An 18,004-nucleotide genomic window follows, 5' to 3' on the forward strand; every position below is an offset into this window, starting at 1 on the left:
GGCGCCGACGCATCATGATGGGCAGGAGCGGGGCCCGTGGCACCGCGCCTGATTCGGAGGACTGATGGGCCGCAACAGAGCAACCCTGGCCGACGTCGCGCGGCGAGCCGGGCTGTCCAAGACCGCCGCGTCGATGGTGCTCAACGGCAGGGAGGGCACGCGGCTCTCGGCCGAGGCACACCAGCGCGTGTTCGCCGCCGCCGAGGAGCTGGGCTACCGTCCCAACCTCGCGGCGCGCAGCCTGCGTACCCGCAAGACCGCGACCATCGCGTTCGTCTCCGACATCGTCGCCACCACCCGCTTCGCTGGCGGTCTCATCCGCGGCGCGCTCGACGCGGCCCGCGAGCGTGACCACGTGCTGCTCATCACCGAGACGCAGGGCGACGCCACGTTCGAGCAGTACGCCATCGAGGCCATGCTCGACCGACAGGTCGACGGAGTGATCTACGCCGCCATGGCCACCCGGCGACTGACGGTGCCCCCGGCCATCCTCGGCGGCCCGGTGGTGCTGCTCAACGCCACCAGCGCCGACGGCCTGCCCTGTGTCCTTCCCGACGACGACCGGGCCGGTCGCTCCGTCGCCACAGCCCTGTTGGAGCACGGCCACCGCGACGCCATCGCGCTGATCGGCCGCAACCGGCTCAAGGAGGGCGACCCGGAGGTCTCCCTCGCCGCCCGGGCCCGCCTGCGCGGCATCCAGCAGGCGCTGGGCGACGCGGGCGTCAGCCTCCTCGCGGAGTGCTTCTGCACCGAGTGGCTGCCCGAGCACGGCTACGCCGCCATGCGCGGGCTCCTGAGCAGGCCGTCGCGACCCAGCGCGGTCATCTGCATGAACGACCGGCTGGCCTTCGGCGCCTACCAGGCGCTCGGCGAGGCGGGCCTGAGCGTCCCGGACGACATCTCGGTGATCTCGTTCGACGACGACCCGATCGCCGCCTGGCTGCGCCCCAGCCTGGCCACCACGGCGCTGCCCCACGAGCAGATGGGGCGGCGCGCGGTCGAGCTGCTCCTCGACGGTGGCGCCGCCGAGCCGTCACTCGTCGCGATGCCGCTGCGCCGACGCCGGTCCCTCGCGCCCCCCGCCGGCTGACCCGAGCGCCCTACGACGTCGGCGGGGTCGACGCCTTCGTCAGCTAAACCGGTTTAGTGCTACGTTTCCGGCCATGCTTCGTCTAGCCGACCACTGGGTGTGGGACAGCTGGTACGCGCGGGACGACAACGGCCTCTGGCACGTGTTCTTCCTGCGCGCGTCCCGCGCCCTGCACGACCCGCACCGCCGCCACCGCCGCGCCTCGATCGGCCACGCCGTCTCGACGGACCTGCACACGTGGCGTCTGGTCGCCGACGCCGTGGTTCCCGCCGACGCGCCGGCCTGGGACGACCTCGCGACCTGGACCGGGTGCACGGTCCGCGGCCCGGACGGGCGGTGGTACGTCTACTACACCGGGGTCTCCCGCGCCGAGGACGGGCTCGTCCAACGGATCGGTCTGGCCGTCTCCGACGACCTGATCACCTGGCATCGTCACGGTTCCGGTCCGGTCGTGCAGGCCGACCCGATGTGGTACGAACTGCTCGACACCGACCTGTGGTACGAGCAGGCGTGGCGCGACCCCTGGGTGTTTCCCGACCCGGACGGCGACGGCTGGCACATGCTCATCACGGCACGCGCCAACACGGGAACGGCGGACACGCGGGGCGTCGTCGGCCACGCCACCTCCCCCGACCTGCTCACCTGGACCGTCCGACCGCCGCTGTCGACGCCGGCGGGGTTCGGTCACCTGGAGGTGCCCCAGGTCGCGGTCGTCGACGGGCAGCCCCTGCTGCTGTTCTCCACCGACGCGACCGCCAGCGCCCGACGCGACGACCACCGGATCTGGGTGGCGACCGGGCGGAGCGTCCGCGGCCCGTGGGACATCGCGGCCGCCCGGCCGGTCACCCACCCGCACCTGTACGCGCCCCGGCTGGTCCCCGGACCGGCCGACGACTGGTCGCTCATCGGCTTCCTCGACCACGTCGACGGGTCGTTCGTCGGTGAACTCACCGACCCCATTCCGGTGCGCTACGACGCGTCGACCGGGCTGACCATCCAGGCGGCGGGGACGGTCGCCGCGACCTGATTCGCGGGCCCACCGCGACCACGCCCGACCCGGTCGCCGGCGGACCGGTCAGCGTCCGGCCGCAGGACCGCGACGACGCAGGTCCGGGCCGGGGCGACTCCGCCCCGGCCCGGACCTGTCGGTACTGCCGTCAGCGCTGGGTCCAGCGTTGGTTGGCGGCCCCGGTGCAGGACCAGAGGAGCACCGTGGTGCCGTTGGCGGTCCCGTTGTTGTTGACGTCGAGGCACAGGCCGGACTGCGCCCCGCTGATCGTGCCGTTCGCGTTGAGGGTCCACCGCTGGTTGGCCCCGCCGTTGCAGTCCCAGATCTGGACCTTGCTGCCCGCCGTGGCGTTGGTGGGCGCGTCCAGGCACTTGCCGAGCGACTGGAGGGTCTGCCCGTTGGCCGTCCAGCGCTGGTTGGCGGCCCCGTTGCAGTCCCAGATCACCGGCTGGGTGCCATTGGTGGTGTTGCTCTGCGGGATGTCCAGGCAGCGGCCCGAGGCGACGCTGGCCAGCGCGAAGGAGGTGGTCGCGGGCGGGGGCGTGGTCGGCGGCGGGGTGCTGGTGCCGCCGCCGCTGACCCGGTACACCACCGTGCCGTGCGCCGGGACGCTGGCCGAGATGCTGCCCGTGCTGGTGGTGGTGGCGTTGCTCCAGGCGTCCACCAGGGTGAAGGAGCTGCCGGACTTGCCGACGGCGGCGGCCGTGGTGGAGATCGTCGTCGTCGAGCCGCCCTGGTTGAACAGGGCGACGGCGACGTCACCGTTGGCCAGCCGCTTGGCGAGCACGCGGCGGGTGCCGTCGAACGAGACCTGGCTGGCCTGCAACCCGAGGGAGTCCTGGTTGATGGCGATCAGGTTCGGGTTCTTGAGGATGGTCTGCGTCGCCGAGTTCATGCTGCGCACGTCGTTGCCGGCGATCAGCGGCGACGCCATGACGGCCCACATCGCGAAGTGGCTGCGCATCTCGGTGTCGTTCATGCCGCCCCGGCCGACCTCCATCATGTCCGGGTCGGTGAACGCACCCGGTCGCGCGTAGGGCGCCAGGGGGACGTTGACGTTGATGATGTTCTGGATGCCCATCGGGTAGCCGTTGGTCTGCCCGGTGTCCCACGCGTTGGTGATGTCCTCGGTGGTCCGCCAGATGTTCGCCACGTCGCCCCAGTTGCGCTGCGGACCGGTCTTGGCGTGGATGCTGTTGGGGTTGATGCTGTAGACGATCGGCCGGCCGGTCGCGGCCAGCGCGTCACGCATCTTCGCGAACGTGGTGACCTGATCGTTGATGCTGCCGTTCGGGGAGCACCAGTCGTACTTGAGGTAGTCGACGCCCCAGGCGGCGAACTGCCGGGCGTCCTGCGCCTCGTGGCCCTGACTGCCGGTCGCGCCCGGGTAGCTGTTGAAGTACTGGGCGCAGGTCTTGTCGACCGGCACCTGGTAGAGGCCGAACTTCAGCCCTCGGGCGTGCAGGTAGTCGCCGAGCGCCTTCATCCCGCTGGGGAAGCGGGTCGGGTCGCCCTGCAGGTTGCCGGAGCTGTCGCGGTTCGGGTTGAACCAGCAGTCGTCGACCACGACGTACTGGTAGCCCAGATCGCGCATGCCGTTGCTGACCATCGCATCGGCCGTCTGCCGGATCAGCCCCTCGTTGATGTTGCAACCGAACGAGTTCCAGCTGTTCCACCCCATCGGGGGTGTCCGGGCGACGCCGTTCTCCAGTGCCTGGGCCACCGGGGCGCGCAGGCCCACGAGGACGGCGGCCAGGAGCAGCCCGGCCGCCGCTGCCCGCCCCCAGTGCCGGGCTCGGACGATTCGCTTCATGCGGGAGCATCCTTTCGTGATGCCGTCCTTCAGGGACAGCCGCCCGGATGAGGCGGGCATCATGAATGTCTACGCGCCCACTGTTAGCGTTAACAGCAGACGCCGGCCATATTACGGAGCCGTTTCGTCGAATTCAACTACTTCCATGTTTCGACGTGCCGCCCGTCGACGTCCAGGCGTCGACGCGACAGTGTCGCGGTCGCCGAGCGGGACCGCTAGAACTGCGCGAAGAACCGCCACACCTCGCCCTTGGTCCAGGTCGTGATGCCGCTCTCGGCGTACGTGCCGTCCACCGGCCCCGGCATGTGGCCGTTGTCGAACGCCGCCCACTGCACCGGATATCCGGCCCGGCACCCGGAGTAGGCGGTGGTGATGTGCGTACGGCTGCCCGAGGCCGGCTCCCGCGGGCTCTGCGCGGCGCAGCCGTTGGTGCGGACGAACGTGTCCCGCAACGACCGCCCCGAGGAGATGGGAAGCACCGAGTCGGTGATGCCGTGCAGACCGAAGTACGCGATGGGCTGGGTGCCGCCGCTGCACCCGCTGAGCTGGGCGCCGCTGAACACCGCCACCGCCCGGAACACGTTCGCCCGCGCACACGCCGGCGCGTAGCTCATGCCACCGCCGTAGCTGAAACCGAGCGCGAAACGCTGCGCCGTGTTGACGCAGAGGTCGCCCTCGATCAAACGGATCATGTCGTCGACGAAGGTGATGTCCTCGCCGCCGGAGTTGGCCCAGCCGTTGCCGAGGCCCTGCGGCGCGACGAGGATCGCGGTGTTGTTCGACTGCTCCTGCTGCCCGTAGTAGGACCACGGCGTCCCACTCGTGCCGCCCGAGTTGACCTCGGCCGCGGTGCCGCCCCGCCAGTGGAACGCGAAGATCAACCGATAGCGGGTGCTGCTGGAGTAGGTGGCGGGAAGCCGCAGGATGAAGCTGCGGCTCTTGCCGTTGCTCTGGATCGTGTGGGTGCCGTTGGCCAGCGTGGGGCTCTTGCCGCATCCTCCACCGGTCCCGGTGTCACCCGGCACCTTGGCCAGCTGCCACTGCTGGTTGGCGCCGTTGAGGTCGGCGTACTGAACGACGTTGGCGCCATCGGCGGTCGAGGCGCCCTGGACCTCCACGGCCTTGCCGCTCTGCCGACCGATCAGCCGGACGTTTCCGGCGTCGGAGTCGGCCAGCCGGAACTGTTGGTTGGCCGCGTTGTTGTCGGTCCACTGCACGATCGCCGCCCCGTCGGCGGTCGACGCGCCGCTGACGTCGAGGACCTTGCCGGAGAGGCGCGACTTCAACCGGTAGAAACCGCCGCCGGAATCCACGAACTGCCACTGCTGGTTGCTGCCGTTGTTGCGCGTCCACTGGGTGATCCGCGCGCCGTCGTTGGTGGCCTGGCCGTACACGTCCAACGCCTTGCGCTGGTGCGGTTGACCAGGACGTACCAGGCGTTGGTGTCCACCGTCGCCGCCGCCGCGGGCGCCGCGTTCAGCCCGACGAGGGTGCCGGCGGCGAGCAGGGTCGCCGCCACCGCGGCCAGCCCCGACCGCCAGCGAGGCTGCGGTGGGGCGGCGGGATGAAGCGCACCGTTGGTTTCCATGAATTCACTCCCATGCTGGGGTACGCCCCTGGGGGCGGGCGTGACCTGTTTCGGGTTAGCGTTAACACTTCTGCTGGTCGATGACCGGCAGCAATGACGGGCCCCGATCTGTCGGCGGCCCGCCGCCGGCCGCGCCCCGGCCGGGGTGCGGCCGGCCGGGGCGAACCAGATGTCAGCTACGCAGCTGCCACTGCTGGTTGGTGCCGCCGTTGCACGCCCAGAGGATGAGCTTCGTGCCGTTCGCCGCCGCGGCGCCGTTGGCGTCCAGGCAGAGACCCGACTGCGCGCCGGTGATCGTGCCGTTGGCGTTGACGTTCCACTGCTGGTTGGCCTGGCCGTTGCAGTCCCAGATCACCACGGCGGTGCCGTTGGTGGTGCCCTGACCCGAGGCGTCCAGGCACTTGGTGCCGTACACCATGAGCTGCCGGCTCGCGGTGTGGGTCCACCGCTGGTTGGCGGCGCCGCTGATGCAGTCCCAGAGCTGGGCCTGCGTCCCGTTGGTGGTGCTGGAGTTGCCGATCTCGGCGCAGCGACCCGACTGGACGCCGACGAGCTGCACGTTCTGCGGGTTGGTGCTGCCGCCGCTCTGCACGCCGGCAGCGTTGATCACCGTCTGCGCGCCGGACGGCCAACTGCCGTTCGAGACCGTGACGTTGCCGTTGACGACGTTGCCGCGGTCGCCGTTGGTCACGTTCGTGCTGCCGTTGGTCGACCAGTTGTTGGTGACCGTGAAGTTGCCCATGTTCTCGGCGTAGTAGTAGTTGGCGGTGGCCCAGGTGCCGGTGGAGGAGAACACGTTGTTGCGGGCGGTGTAGTAGCGCGAGCCCTCGTCGAAGTAGAGCCCGAACCAGCCGTTGGTCCGCAGGCAGTAGTTCTCGTTGATGGTCCCGCCCTGGTTCGCCGACAGCGTGTAGATGCAGCCGCCGTCGGTCATCTGCTGCATCACGTCGTGGATGTAGTTGCCGATGACCTGGTTGTTGGCGGCGGTGGTCGCCGTGGAGTAGCGGGGCTGGTAGTTGTAGAGACCCCGGTTGGCGTAGTGGTTGCTGCCGCCGGCGTCGTTGGCGCCCCAGCCGTACCCGACCGAGAGGCCGGTGTACGGCATGTTGTAGACCTCGTTGTGCGAGACCAGCGCGGTGTTCACGTAGGTGGTCAGGATCGAGACCACGCCGCGGTACTCCAGGCCGAGGTCGTGCACCCGGTTGTTGCTGATGGTGATGTTCCGGTTGACCATCCGCTGGTCGCTGGGGTGGTGGGCGTCGGCGCGCACGCCGCCGACCACGATGCCGCCGGCCGAGTTACGGGCGATCTCGGAACGGGTGACAGTGATGTTGCTGGCGCCCAGGCCGACGCCGCTGGCGTGGGCGTTGGCGTCGTTGCCGATACCGATGGCCGTCTGCCCCAGGTTGACGAACTGGGAGTCGCTGAAGGCGATGGTGTTGGCCGCCGAGACCTGCACGGCGGCCGGCATCTGGGCCCAGCTCGGGCGGGTGGCCTCGAACAGCGGGCAACCCTCCTGGCAGGAGGTCAACGCGTCGGACGGGCGGGCCCAGGTGCCGACGATGTGCGCGCCGGTCTGCTGGTCGGCGAAACCGTTGCTGCTGCTCGGGCCGAGCCAGCTGGTGCCGGTGAAGGTGATACCGCTGAACGAGATGTGGTGCGCGGGCGCGTCGTAGGTGCCGCCGACGTTGACCAGGGACTGCAGCTGCGGCAGCTCCACGCTGACGGAGCTCATGCTCTGCCCGGCCAGCGGGATGTAGTTGAGCTGGCCGCTGCCGGGGTTGAGATACCACTCGCCCGGTGAGTCGAGGAACTCGTACGCGTTGGCCAGGTAGAACGGGCCGGCCCGGTGGGGGCGGGACAGGGTGTCGAAGCCGAACGTGTTGTTGTTCCAGGCCGGCTGCTGCATGGTCAGGAAGTTGCCGCTGATGCTCTGCACCGGCGAGTACCGGTCGGTGAACGAGCCGACGCTCTCCACCTCGACCCGGTTCTGGTTGCCGAGGTTGTTGAGGTAGTTCAGCGCACTGTTGCTGAACCGCATGCCCGACGTGGTGAAGGTGAAGTCGGCGCGGTTCACGGCCGTCCGCGCCCGGGTGGCGACGGCGCCGTTGACGTAGAGCTGGCGGCTGTCGAGCCCGGCGGGGACGCTGGCCCGCCAGATGTTCTTTCCGGAGTCGACGAGCGACCACCCGGTGACCGCCCGCGCGCCGCTGATCGTCGGGCGGGCCGAGGCCGCCGCCCGCCAGATCACCTGGTAGCCGTTGGTGCCGGAGTCGGCGGCGGTCAGCCGCATCGGCGAGGTCAGCCGGTACACGCCGTCGGCCAGTTCCACGACGATGTCGCCGGACATCGAGCTGTTGAGCGTCCGTACCGCTGCCTGCGCGCCGGCCAGCGAGCACGGCTGGCTGGCGGAGCAGGTGCTGCCGCTGCCGGACGGGGACGCGTAGAGGGTGGTGGTCGCCGCGGAGGCCGGTGTGGCCGAGGCGGTCACGGCGACCAGAGCGGTCAGTGCCGCCGTGGCGGCGCCGGCGAAGAGCCTGCGCGCCACGGAGATGGATGAGAGGGACACGGGACGGTCTCCTGTGGTGGTGGGGGTGGGGGACGCCTCGACGAGGCGGGTTCGGAGGGTGGCGGGTGGTGGTTAGCGCTAACAACGTGGGCGTGCCGACGCCAGGTCAGGCGACGACCTTCCGTAGGTGGTGCAGGCCGTCGACGGCGAGGCGGTCCTGGGAGGGGGCCAGGGGCCGCCAGATCGACGCCGCGGTGGCGATTGTCGCGTTGTCTGCCGTGAACGACTCGATGCAGACCGCGCCCCGGTAACCGGTGCCCCGCAGGACGGAGAAGAAGCGGGGCCAGTCAAAGTGATCCGCGCCGGGCGCGCCCCGGTCGGTGCCGCTGACCTGGACGTGCTTGATGTGCGGACCGGCCAGCGCGAGGGCGGCGTAGGGGTCGGCCTCCTCGATGTTCATGTGATACGTGTCGATCATGATGCCGACGCTCGGGGGCAGGCCGTCGATCAGCTCGATCGTCTGCTCGACGGTGTTGACCACGCTCGTCTCGTAGCGGTTCAGCGCCTCGACGCCGATGCTCACGCCGCACTCGCCGGCCCGGTCGGCCACCGGCGCGAGAGCCCGCCGGAAGTCGGCGTAGCAGTCCGCCCGGGCCGCCGCCGACATCCGCCAGGTGCGGCCGACCGCCGCGTACACCGGGCCGCCGACGCAGGGCGCGCCGACCGCCGCCGCGCTCGCCACACACCCCATGAGGTACGCGACGGTCGACTCGACGACGGCCGGCGTGGCATCCACCAGGTCCCGCCCGGGCGGGGTCACCGCGCAGACCCCGGCCGCGACGAGGCCGTGCGCGGCCAGCAGGTCCCGCGTGCGGACCGGTTCCCAGTCGCCGGGCTGCTCGATCGGCAGCTCGACCGCGTCGAACCCGAAGGAGGCGATCCGCGGGATCAGCCGGGCGAGGGCCTCGTCGTCGACCGGCGAGGCCCACACCCAGGGGTTGACGCCGATGGCGTACACCGCGAACCTACTTCCAGCGCTGGGGGTAGCCGGGCAGGTCGCGGCAGCCGCACATCGCGTAGTGCAGCGGCGGCATGCTCGCGTCGAGGTACCGGTCCAGGTTGTCCTGGGTGATCGTGGGCTGCGGCAGCTTCCACGGGTTGGACACCTGGGTGCCGTCGAGAATGCTCAGCGCGGCGATGATCGGCGTCCGCCACTGGTACGTCGGGTAGGTCGGCGCGATGGCGGTGAGCTTCTTGTCCTTCCACAGCTTCAGGAAGTCGAGCTGGTCCTCGCCGTTCATCGGCGGTACGGGTTTGCCAGCGTCCTGGAACGCCTCGACCGCCGCTACGGCTACCGCTCCGGCGTCCATCCAGACCCCGTCGATCGTGCCGTACCGCTGGATGTAGTCGTTCACGATCTTCTTGGTCTTGGCCGGGTCGCCGTCGGTGAACTCGACCCCGACGACGTCGACCTTCGCCTTGTCCAGGGCGATCTTCGCGGCCGACCAACGGGTCTCCAGCACGTCGACGCCGGGCAGGATGCGCAGGGCCAGCAGCTTCCCGCCGGGCTTCATCTTCTGGCTGACGAACTCCGCGCCCACGTGGCCGAAGCCGTAGCCGCCCACCGGGTTGATGAAGGTCACCGGGCAGGTGGTGTTGACCCCCCGGTCGAAGACGACCACCGGAAGGCCCGCCTTACAGGCGGCCTCGACGGCCGGGGTGAGCGTGGCGGTGGTGTTCGGCGAGACGATGAGGGCGTCGCACTTCTTGCCGAGCAGATCGTTGATGTCGGCGATCTGCTTCTGGTCCTTGCCCTCGGCGTCGACGTGCACGAACTCGCTGATCCGGCTCCGCTGCGCCTCGACCTCGGCCTGCATGGTCTTGAACCCGACCTGCCGCCAGGGGTTGTTCAGCGCCGCGTTGGAGAAGCAGATCTTGTGCTTGCCGGGCTTCTTGAACTTCGCGGTGTCCACCATCTTCGGGTTGAGCACCTGCTCCCACGGCTTGTCGGCCGGGCCCGTCGGGGCGGCGTCGAGCAGGGCCAACTCGTTGTCGTAGTCGGCCTGCACGAAGAACTTGGACTGCTCCCCGGTCCCCGACCCGGCCGCCGCGGAGGCGGTGCCCGAGGGTGACGCCGTCGGCTCGTCGGTGGCGCATCCCGCGAGCACCAGGACACTCGCCGCGGCCAGGGCGGTCATGGTTCGTCTCATCGAATCACCTTTATCTGGAGGAGGAGGAACGCAGGGACGAGACCGCCACGGCGAGCAGGATGATCACGCCCTGGACGGTCGATCTGAGGGCACCGGAGACGCCGGTGAAGTTCATCAGCGCGAAGAGCGTCTCGAGGGTCAGGGCACCGAGCATCGCCCCGACGACCGAGCCGCGGCCGCCGCCGAGGGCGACCCCACCCAGCACGACCGCGGTGATCGCGCCGAACTCCAGCCCGACGCCGGCCTGGAACGACACACCGCTGTACCCGCCCAGGAGGATCGCCGCGACCGCCGCCGCGAGGCCGCTGAGCATGAACGCGATCGTCTTGGTACGCGCGACCCGTACGCCGCTCAGCTCGGCGGTGCGCGGATTGTCGCCGACGGCGACAAGCGTACGACCGAAGTCGGAGCGCGTCAGCACGACGGCGATCGCGGCGACGACCACCAGGACGAGCAGCGCGTACGGGATCCGGCCCAGCAGCGGCACGTCCTCGATGGACCGTCGGCCGAAGCGGCGGAACTCCTCGGAGAGCCCGCCCTTCGGAGCGCCGTCGGACCACAGGTACACGGCGCCGACGAGGATCAGGAACATGCCGAGGGTGGTGATGAAGGACGGCACCCGCAGCACCGTCGTGACCAGACCGTTGACCAGCCCGACGAGCGCGCCGCCGGCGAGCAGCAGCAGGACCACCGGCCAGGTGCGCGACGGATCGCTGTCGATGAGCCGGGCGGCGACGACGACCTGCGCCGTGACCAGGGAGCCGACCGAGAGGTCGAACTCTCCGCAGACGATCACGAAGTACTGACCGGCGGCGAGCAGGATGATAGGTGCGGAGCGCCCGAGGAACGACATCAGCGACGACGGCGCGAGGAAGTCGGGCTGGACGAACGCGACGAGGATCAGCAGAACCGCCAGGAGCGCGACGATCGGCGCGATCCCGTCGGTGCGGATCCGCAGCGGCAGCGGACGACGTTCGGCGACCCGCATGGTCAGGACCCCGCCTTTCGCATGGCCCGTCGGGCGTAGACGGCGACCGCGGCGATGATGATCACGCCGCGGATCACCTGCTTGAAGAACGCGTCGACCTCGAGTTGGTTGAACACCGCGTCGATGCTGGCGAGCAGCAGCACGCCGCCGACCGTGCCGAGGACGCCCCCGCGCCCGCCCGCGAGGGCGGTGCCGCCGAGGACCACCGCGGCGATCGACTCCAGGTCGTACAGCCCCTCGGTGCCCACCCGTGGGGCGCCGGAGCCGAGTCGGCTGGCCAGGTAGACGCCGGCCAGGCCGGCGCAGAGGGAGCACAGCACGTGGGCGGTGATGAGGACCCGGTCGTTGCGGACGCCGGAGAGCCGGGCGACCTCCGGATCGCCGCCGACGGCGATGAGGTGATGGCCGAAGCGGGTACGCGCCAGCGCGAACCAGGCCACCGCGGTCACGGCGAGCAGCAGCAGGAAGGACACCGGGACCGGCCCGATCCGCTGGTACCCCAGAGTCCGCACGAGAGCCGGGGCGCTCTCGCCGGCCGGGCCGTCATAGCCGTTGTCGAGATAGCCCTTGAGCAGCAACCCGACGCCGAGGGTCGCGATGAACGCGTTGATCCGCAGCTTGGTGACGAGCACACCGTTGAGCAGCCCGACGGCGGCGCTGACCGCGAGCGCCAGCCCGATCGCCGGAAGCAACGCGCCGTCGCTGCCGTTCATCGCCTCGGCCGCCACGAGGGTGCTCAGGCTGATCACGAACGCCACCGAGAGGTCGAGCGAACCGCCGAGGATGACAAGGGTCTGCCCGACGGCGACGAGCCCGAGGCCGGCCGCGACGTGCAGCAGACTCACCGTCGTCGACTGGTTGAAGAGCTGGCCGCCGTCGAGCATGACGACCAGCCAGCCGATGACCAGGGTGAGGGCCAGGGCCACGAACACGCCCGGCACGGCACGTCGAGCCGGACGAAGCGACAGGGCGGTCACAGAGCGATCTCCATTCGCGACTGCGGGGCTCGCAAAGCCGGCTCACTCCTCGCGCTCATCGGGCCGTCTCCATTCGCGACTGCGGGGCTCGCACACCCGGCTCACTCCTCGCGCTCACGCGGCGGCCTCCCGGACGGCGCCGACCGCGAGGGCGACGACGTCCTCCTCGGTCGCGCCGGCGGGCAGCTCGCCCGCGATCCGGCCGTCCCGCAGGACGACGATCCGGTCGCTCATGCCGAGCAGCTCCGGTAACTCCGACGAGATCATCAGGACGGCCGCGCCGTCAGTCGCGAGGCGGCGGACGAGATCGTGGATGGCCGACTTCGCGCCCACGTCGATGCCCCGGGTCGGCTCGTCGAAGAGCAGGATCCGTGGTGTCAACGCGAGCCATCGGGCCAGGACGACCTTCTGCTGGTTGCCGCCGGAGAGGAAGCGGATCTCCTGGTCGTCACCGGCGGCACGGACCTCCACGGCGTCGAGCAGCTCACGCACGCGTGCGGTCCGGGCGGCGCGACCGGACCTCGCGGCGAACACGGCCCGGCTGGCGAGCAGCGCGTTGTCCAGCACCGACTGCCGGGCCACGATGCCCTCACCCTTGCGGTCCTCGGTGACGTACGCGATGCCCGCCCGCATCGCGGCACGCGGCGAGCGCAGCCGCACCGGCTCGCCGTCCAGCTCGACGTCGCCGGTCGTGAACGGGGCCACCCCGAAGAGCGCACGGGCCAGCGCCGATCGTCCGGAACCCTGCAGACCGCCGACGCCGAGCACCTCGCCGGCGCGCAACTCGAGGTCCACCCCCCGCAGCTTCCGGTTGCCCCCGCCGCGGACGGTGAGTCGCACCGGCCCGCGGTCGCCGGGGTCGGCCCGCGGCGGGTAGTAGCTGGACAGCTCGCGGCCGACCATGTGTCGCACCAGCTCGTCCGTGTTGGTCCGCTCGGTGTCCACGGTGGTCACCCGGCGGCCGTCCTTGAGGACCGTGATCCGGCTGGACAGGTCGAAGACCTCGGTGAGCCGGTGCGAGACGTACAGCAGGCCGATGCCGCGTTCCTGGAGCCGGCGGACCAGCCCGTAGAGCAGCTCGACCTCCTGGTCTGCCAACGCCGCGGTCGGCTCGTCCATGATGAGCAGCCGCGCGTCCAGGGCGAGCGCCTTGGCGATCTCGACGACCTGTTGCTGAGCGACGCCGAGGCGCCCCACCCGGGAGTCGGCTGGCAGCGCGGTCTCCCCGATCGAGGCGAGCAGGCGCCGGGTGCGGTCGAGCATCTCGCGGCGGTCGACCAGCCCGCGCCGGACCGGCTCGTGGCCCAGATAGACGTTCTCCGCGACGGTGCGCTCGGGCAGGAGGTTGAACTCCTGGTGGATGATGCCGACGCCGGCCCGCTGCGCGTCGCGGGGGCCGTGGAACGCGCGCGGTTGGCCGGCGAACTCGACGGTGCCCTCGTCCGGGGCGTACCCACCAGAAATGATCTTCATGAGCGTCGACTTTCCGGCGCCGTTCTCACCGACGACCGCATGCACCTCGCCCGGCGCCACGTCGAGGTCGACACCGTCGAGGACGCGCACGCCGAGGAAGGACTTGCCGATGCCCCGCAGGGCCAGCAGCGGTGCCGGTGGTGGGTCTGACATCCCGATAGCCCTTACAGATAGTAGTCATCGACGAGGTCGGCACAGCGGCCGGTAGGCCGTTCGATGCGCTGAGCGACGCACTTTCGCAGGCTGCTGCAGAACTTGCGTTTTTATGGTGCAAACATTTCCTTGACATCGAGGAAACATCACACGTATGAAGATAGATGTTTGGATGCGGGTCCGCAATCCTCGATCTGCGGCGACTGCCAGGCCCGGCACTCGATCGGCTCGACTGCCGGCTCAGGCGGCTCAGACCCGACCACTCCTACTCGGAGGTAACATCAGACGCTCGACGTTACATTGACACCTATCAGTGGATAGCCCATCCTGACCTCGCAGACCAGGGACGCACACACAGCCCACGTCACGCTGTGTGACGTCCTGCGGGGCTGACTGCCGTTTCGGCGGACGGCACGACGACCGCGACCAGCACATTCGTGGCCCACGCGCGCCCAGGCACAACCTGACGCGCGCCGGACCCGTGCGCGCAAACGGAGTTGCCCGCCCAGACCTAGGAGACGGCATGCGTCGCCCCACAATGATCATAGGAATGATCGTCGGCCTGTTACTGGCCCTCGGCCTGGCCCCGCCGGCGTCGGCCGCCCCGGCCTTCCGCGCCCTGTTGTTCACCAAGACCGTCGGCTACCGGCACGACTCGATCCCGGCCGGAATCTCCATGTTCCAGCAGCAGGCGGCCGCGAACAACTTCGAGCTGGTGGCGACCGAGGACGCGAGTGTCTTCACGCCCGCCAACCTCGCCACCTTCGACGTCATCATCATGTTCCAGACCTCCGGCATGGTCTGGACCTCGGCAGCCCAGCGCCAGGCCGTGGAGGGTTACCTGGCCAGCGGCAAGGGCATCGTGGGCATCCACAACGCCCTGGACATGGGCATCGAGGGTGAGTACCCCTGGTGGGACCAGACCCTCAACGGCGGCGCCCACATGCCCGAGCACTCCCCCGGCGTGCTGGCCGGCACCGCCATCGTCGCCGACAAGCAGCACCCGTCGACGACCGGTCTGCCGGACCGCTGGAACCGCAGCGAGGAGTGGTACAACTTCGACTCCAACCCGCGTGGCAACGTGCACGTCCTGGTGACCGCCGACGAGCGCACGTACAACCCGGGCTCCCGGGCCATGGGCCCGGACCACCCGATCTCGTGGTGTCGCAACGCCGGTGGCGGCCGGGTGTGGGCCACCGCGATGGGCCACGCGATCGAGTCGTACAGCGAGACGAACTTCCGCAACCACGTCCTCGGTGGCGTCAAGTGGGCCGCCGGCAACCAGCCCGGGGACTGCGGCGGCACCGTCTGGAGCAACTTCGAGAAGCGCACCCTGGACGACAACACCGCCGACCCGATGGCGCTGGCGGTGCTGCCCGACGGCCGCGTGCTCTACGTCCAGCGCGGCGGACAGGTCAAGCTCTTCAAGCCGAGCACGAACAGCACCGTCACCGCCGCCACGCTGAGCGTCTACACCGGCGGTGAGGACGGCCTCACCGGCGTCGCGCTGGATCCGGCATTCGCCAGCAACGGGTACGTGTACGTCTACCATTCGCCGGCGAGCAGCACGACCGACGTCAACCGGGTCTCCCGCTACACGCTCACCGGTGACACCCTGAACCTGGCCAGCGAGGCCCGGATCATCGACATCCCGGCGACCCGCGACCGGACCTTCGCCGAGCCCGGCCACACCGGCGGCTACATCGAGTTCGGCCCGGACGGCAACCTCTACATCGGCACCGGCGACGACACCCCGCCCAACCTCGACCCCAACTGGCAGGGCTACGCCCCGCTGGACTGGCGGTCGGGCAAGGCCAACCTGGACGCCGCCCGATCCGCCGGCAACACCAACGACCTGCGCGGCAAGCTGCTGCGCATCCGGCCGTCGGCCAGCGGTGGCTACACCATCCCGACGGGCAACCTCTACCCCCAGGGCACGGCGCAGACCCGACCCGAGGTCTACGCCATGGGCTTCCGCAACCCGTTCCGCTTCTCGATCGACCCGTCCACCGGCTGGGTCTACCTGGCCGACTACGGCCCCGACCGCAACCCTCCGACGACCAACCGGGGCCCCGAGGGGCTCGTCGAGCTCAACGTGATCAAGGCCGCCGGCAACTACGGCTGGCCCTTCTGCCACGGCGACAACCAGCCGTACGCGCCGTTCAACCCGGACACCGGCGTCGTCGGGTCGAAGTTCAACTGCAACGCCCCGGTCAACAACTCGCCCAACAACACCGGCCTGGTCAACCTCAAGCCGATCGTCGCGCCCAACATGTGGTACGGCTATCCCGCCTCGACGACCTTCCCGGAGCTGGGCTCCGGCGGGTCGGCGCCGATGGGTGGGCCGGTCTACCGCTACAACGCGGCGAACCCCTCGGCGACGAAGTTCCCGGCCTACTACGACGGCGTGCACTTCTTCTACGAGTGGTCGCGCAACTACATCAAGGAGACGCACTTCGACTCGTCGACGGCGGTCACCCGGACCAACTCGTTCATGCCCGGCGGCAACTTCAACAAGCCGATGGACATGGAGTTCGGCCCGGACGGCTCGCTGTACCTGCTGGAGTGGGGCTCCAACTTCGGCGGCGGCAACAACGACTCCGGGCTCTACCGCATCGACTACATCCAGGGTGGACGCTCACCGATCGCGAAGGCCGTCGGCACGCCCACCAGCGGTAGCGCCCCGCTGACCGTCCAGTTCAGCAGCGCCGGCACGGCGGACCCGGACGCCGGTAACACCCTCAGCTACCAGTGGACCTTCGGTGACGGCGGCACGTCCACGGCAGCCAACCCGGCACACACCTACACCACCAACGGCAACTACACCGCGCAGCTGAAGGTCACCGACAACACCGGCAAGACCGGCTTCGCCAATGTGCAGATCACCGTCGGCAACACCGCCCCGGTCGTCACCATCACGGTGCCGCCCAACGGCGGCATGCTGAACTTCGGCGACAAGGTCTCGTACACGGTCAGTGTCTCCGACCCCGGCGGCGCGGCCATCGACTGCACCAAGGTGTTCGTCAACCCGGCACTCGGTCACGACGACCACGCGCACGAGACCACCGAGTACCCGGGCTGTTCGGGCACCATCTCCACCGACCTGCTCGGTGGGCACCCCGAGGGCGCGAACCTGTACTACGTGCTCAACGCCCGCTACACCGACAACGGTGGCTCGGGTGGCGCGGCGCCGCTGACCGGCTACGCGCAGGCGATCCTGCAACCCAAGCACAAGCAGGCCGAGTACTTCAGCAGCCAGTCCGGCGTGCGGATCGTCGACCAGGCCGCCGCGGAGAGCGGCAAGCGCGTCGGTGACATCTCCAACAACGACTGGGTGGCGTTCAACCCGATGAGCCTGTCGGGCATCAGCACCGTCAGCTACCGGCTCTCGTCACCGAGCGGTGGGGGTTCCATCGAGCTGCGGGCCGACTCGCCGACCGGCACGCTGCTGGCCACCACGACGGTGCCCAGCACCGGCGGCTGGGACAACTACCAGTCCACGCCGGCGGTGAGCGTCGCGGCCCTGTCCGGGACGCACACGCTCTACATGGTGTTCAAGGGCAGCTCGTCCAACTGGTTCGACCTCGACGCGTTCACCTTCGGTGGCAACGGCGTGGGGGTCCCCGGCACCGACGGCGGAGGGATCGCCGGCCGCACCTGGACCCTCACGGCGCAGCACAGCGGCAAGCTGATGGACGTCAGTGGCAACTCCACCGCCGACGGCGCCCAGGTCGTGCAGTGGGCGGCCACCGGCGGTAACAACCAGAAGTGGCAGGCGGTGGACGCTGGTGGCGGCGCCGTCTACCTCAAGGCGGTGCACAGCGGCAAGTGCCTGGACGTCACCGGCGGGTCCACCGCACAGGGCGCCTTCCTGCAACACAGCACCTGCACCAACGCCAACCAGCAGAAGTTCACCGTGACGGCGACCGGCACCGCCGGGATCTACACGGTCAAGAGCGCGCTGAGCGGGCTCTGCCTGGACGTCAACGGCGCCTCGACGGCCGACGGGGCCCGGCTGCTGCAGTGGGGCTGCCACAGCGCCACCAACCAGCAGTGGCGGTTCAGCGCGGTCTAACGACCGGACGGTAGGTAGCTGCGACAGGGCGCCGGCCCCCCCAACCGCCGAAACGGGGGGCCGCGCCCCCCCCTGGAAAGTGGGGGGTGACCCCGCGGACACCCCCGCCGAGCCCCCCG

The 18,004-nt window shown here is 70.0% G+C and carries 11 protein-coding genes and 2 pseudogenes; 4 read left to right on the forward strand and 9 right to left on the reverse strand.

What is annotated here, in order from left to right:
* The first annotated feature begins 64 nt into the window (after nucleotides 1–64).
* Both ABZU53_RS23450 and ABZU53_RS23455 read left to right on the forward strand, forming a co-directional pair.
* On the forward strand, nucleotides 65–1,090 hold the full coding sequence (locus ABZU53_RS23450; protein ID WP_355067467.1) for a LacI family DNA-binding transcriptional regulator: 1,026 nt from the start codon (nucleotides 65–67) through the stop codon (nucleotides 1,088–1,090).
* Nucleotides 1,017–2,117, forward strand: a complete 1,101-nt coding sequence (locus ABZU53_RS23455; protein WP_355067469.1) for a family 43 glycosylhydrolase — start codon at nucleotides 1,017–1,019, stop codon at nucleotides 2,115–2,117. The genes ABZU53_RS23450 and ABZU53_RS23455 overlap by 74 nt, the downstream gene beginning before the upstream one ends.
* A gap of 130 nt (nucleotides 2,118–2,247) precedes the next feature.
* Here ABZU53_RS23455 and ABZU53_RS23460 read toward each other — a convergent pair whose 3' ends face one another.
* The 3 genes and pseudogenes from ABZU53_RS23460 to ABZU53_RS23470 form a co-directional block, all read right to left on the reverse strand.
* Nucleotides 2,248–3,912: a ricin-type beta-trefoil lectin domain protein gene (locus tag ABZU53_RS23460; RefSeq protein ID WP_355067471.1), complete on the reverse strand. Its 1,665-nt coding sequence runs from the start codon at nucleotides 3,910–3,912 to the stop codon at nucleotides 2,248–2,250.
* Between the two features lie 218 nt (nucleotides 3,913–4,130).
* Nucleotides 4,131–4,946 (reverse strand): annotated as a pseudogene (locus ABZU53_RS23465) (glycosyl hydrolase); the annotation flags it as partial.
* Nucleotides 4,929–5,392 (reverse strand): annotated as a pseudogene (locus ABZU53_RS23470) (RICIN domain-containing protein); the annotation flags it as partial. The pseudogenes ABZU53_RS23465 and ABZU53_RS23470, both read right to left, overlap by 18 nt.
* Here ABZU53_RS23470 and ABZU53_RS23475 point away from each other — a divergent pair.
* Nucleotides 5,325–5,480, forward strand: a complete 156-nt coding sequence (locus ABZU53_RS23475) for a hypothetical protein (protein WP_355067487.1) — start codon at nucleotides 5,325–5,327, stop codon at nucleotides 5,478–5,480. The pseudogene ABZU53_RS23470 and the gene ABZU53_RS23475 overlap by 68 nt on opposite strands.
* A gap of 192 nt (nucleotides 5,481–5,672) precedes the next feature.
* Here the strand turns inward: ABZU53_RS23475 and ABZU53_RS23480 are convergent, their stop codons facing one another.
* The 6 genes from ABZU53_RS23480 to ABZU53_RS23505 all read right to left on the reverse strand — a co-directional run bounded on the left by ABZU53_RS23480 (nucleotide 5,673) and on the right by ABZU53_RS23505 (nucleotide 13,810).
* Nucleotides 5,673–8,069 carry an RICIN domain-containing protein gene (locus ABZU53_RS23480; RefSeq protein ID WP_355067473.1) on the reverse strand — a complete coding sequence of 799 codons (2,397 nt, stop codon included), beginning with the start codon at nucleotides 8,067–8,069 and terminating at the stop codon, nucleotides 5,673–5,675.
* A gap of 106 nt (nucleotides 8,070–8,175) precedes the next feature.
* On the reverse strand, nucleotides 8,176–9,027 hold the full coding sequence (locus ABZU53_RS23485; RefSeq protein ID WP_355067475.1) for a sugar phosphate isomerase/epimerase family protein: 852 nt from the start codon (nucleotides 9,025–9,027) through the stop codon (nucleotides 8,176–8,178).
* A 7-nt stretch (nucleotides 9,028–9,034) separates the two neighbouring features.
* Entirely contained in the window at nucleotides 9,035–10,219 is a 1,185-nt protein-coding gene (locus tag ABZU53_RS23490; RefSeq protein ID WP_355067477.1) for a substrate-binding domain-containing protein, read from the reverse strand.
* Between the two features lie 10 nt (nucleotides 10,220–10,229).
* Nucleotides 10,230–11,207: an ABC transporter permease gene (locus ABZU53_RS23495; RefSeq protein WP_354857244.1), complete on the reverse strand. Its 978-nt coding sequence runs from the start codon at nucleotides 11,205–11,207 to the stop codon at nucleotides 10,230–10,232.
* 2 nt (nucleotides 11,208–11,209) lie between these two features.
* Nucleotides 11,210–12,184: an ABC transporter permease gene (locus ABZU53_RS23500; RefSeq protein ID WP_355067479.1), complete on the reverse strand. Its 975-nt coding sequence runs from the start codon at nucleotides 12,182–12,184 to the stop codon at nucleotides 11,210–11,212.
* 114 nt (nucleotides 12,185–12,298) lie between these two features.
* Nucleotides 12,299–13,810 carry a sugar ABC transporter ATP-binding protein gene (locus tag ABZU53_RS23505; protein ID WP_355067481.1) on the reverse strand — a complete coding sequence of 504 codons (1,512 nt, stop codon included), beginning with the start codon at nucleotides 13,808–13,810 and terminating at the stop codon, nucleotides 12,299–12,301.
* Between the two features lie 523 nt (nucleotides 13,811–14,333).
* On the opposite strand from ABZU53_RS23505, the gene ABZU53_RS23510 reads away from it, so the two are divergent.
* The gene (locus tag ABZU53_RS23510) at nucleotides 14,334–17,885 is read left to right on the forward strand and encodes a ThuA domain-containing protein (RefSeq protein WP_355067483.1); all 3,552 of its coding nucleotides are present in this window, start codon (nucleotides 14,334–14,336) and stop codon (nucleotides 17,883–17,885) included.
* Nucleotides 17,886–18,004 lie beyond the last annotated feature (119 nt).

Source organism: Micromonospora sp. NPDC005194 (genome assembly GCF_040608335.1).
Lineage (GTDB): Bacteria > Actinomycetota > Actinomycetes > Mycobacteriales > Micromonosporaceae > Micromonospora.

Bases quoted from the DNA above. Each gene is read 5' to 3' on its own strand.
- ABZU53_RS23510 (WP_355067483.1), top strand. From the start codon at position 14,334: ATGCGTCGCCCCACAATGATCATAGGAATGATCGTCGGCCTGTTACTG.
- ABZU53_RS23460 (WP_355067471.1), bottom strand. From the start codon at position 3,912: ATGAAGCGAATCGTCCGAGCCCGGCACTGGGGGCGGGCAGCGGCGGCC.
- ABZU53_RS23490 (WP_355067477.1), bottom strand. From the start codon at position 10,219: ATGAGACGAACCATGACCGCCCTGGCCGCGGCGAGTGTCCTGGTGCTC.
- ABZU53_RS23505 (WP_355067481.1), bottom strand. From the start codon at position 13,810: ATGTCAGACCCACCACCGGCACCGCTGCTGGCCCTGCGGGGCATCGGC.
- ABZU53_RS23450 (WP_355067467.1), top strand. From the start codon at position 65: ATGGGCCGCAACAGAGCAACCCTGGCCGACGTCGCGCGGCGAGCCGGG.
- ABZU53_RS23495 (WP_354857244.1), bottom strand. From the start codon at position 11,207: ATGCGGGTCGCCGAACGTCGTCCGCTGCCGCTGCGGATCCGCACCGAC.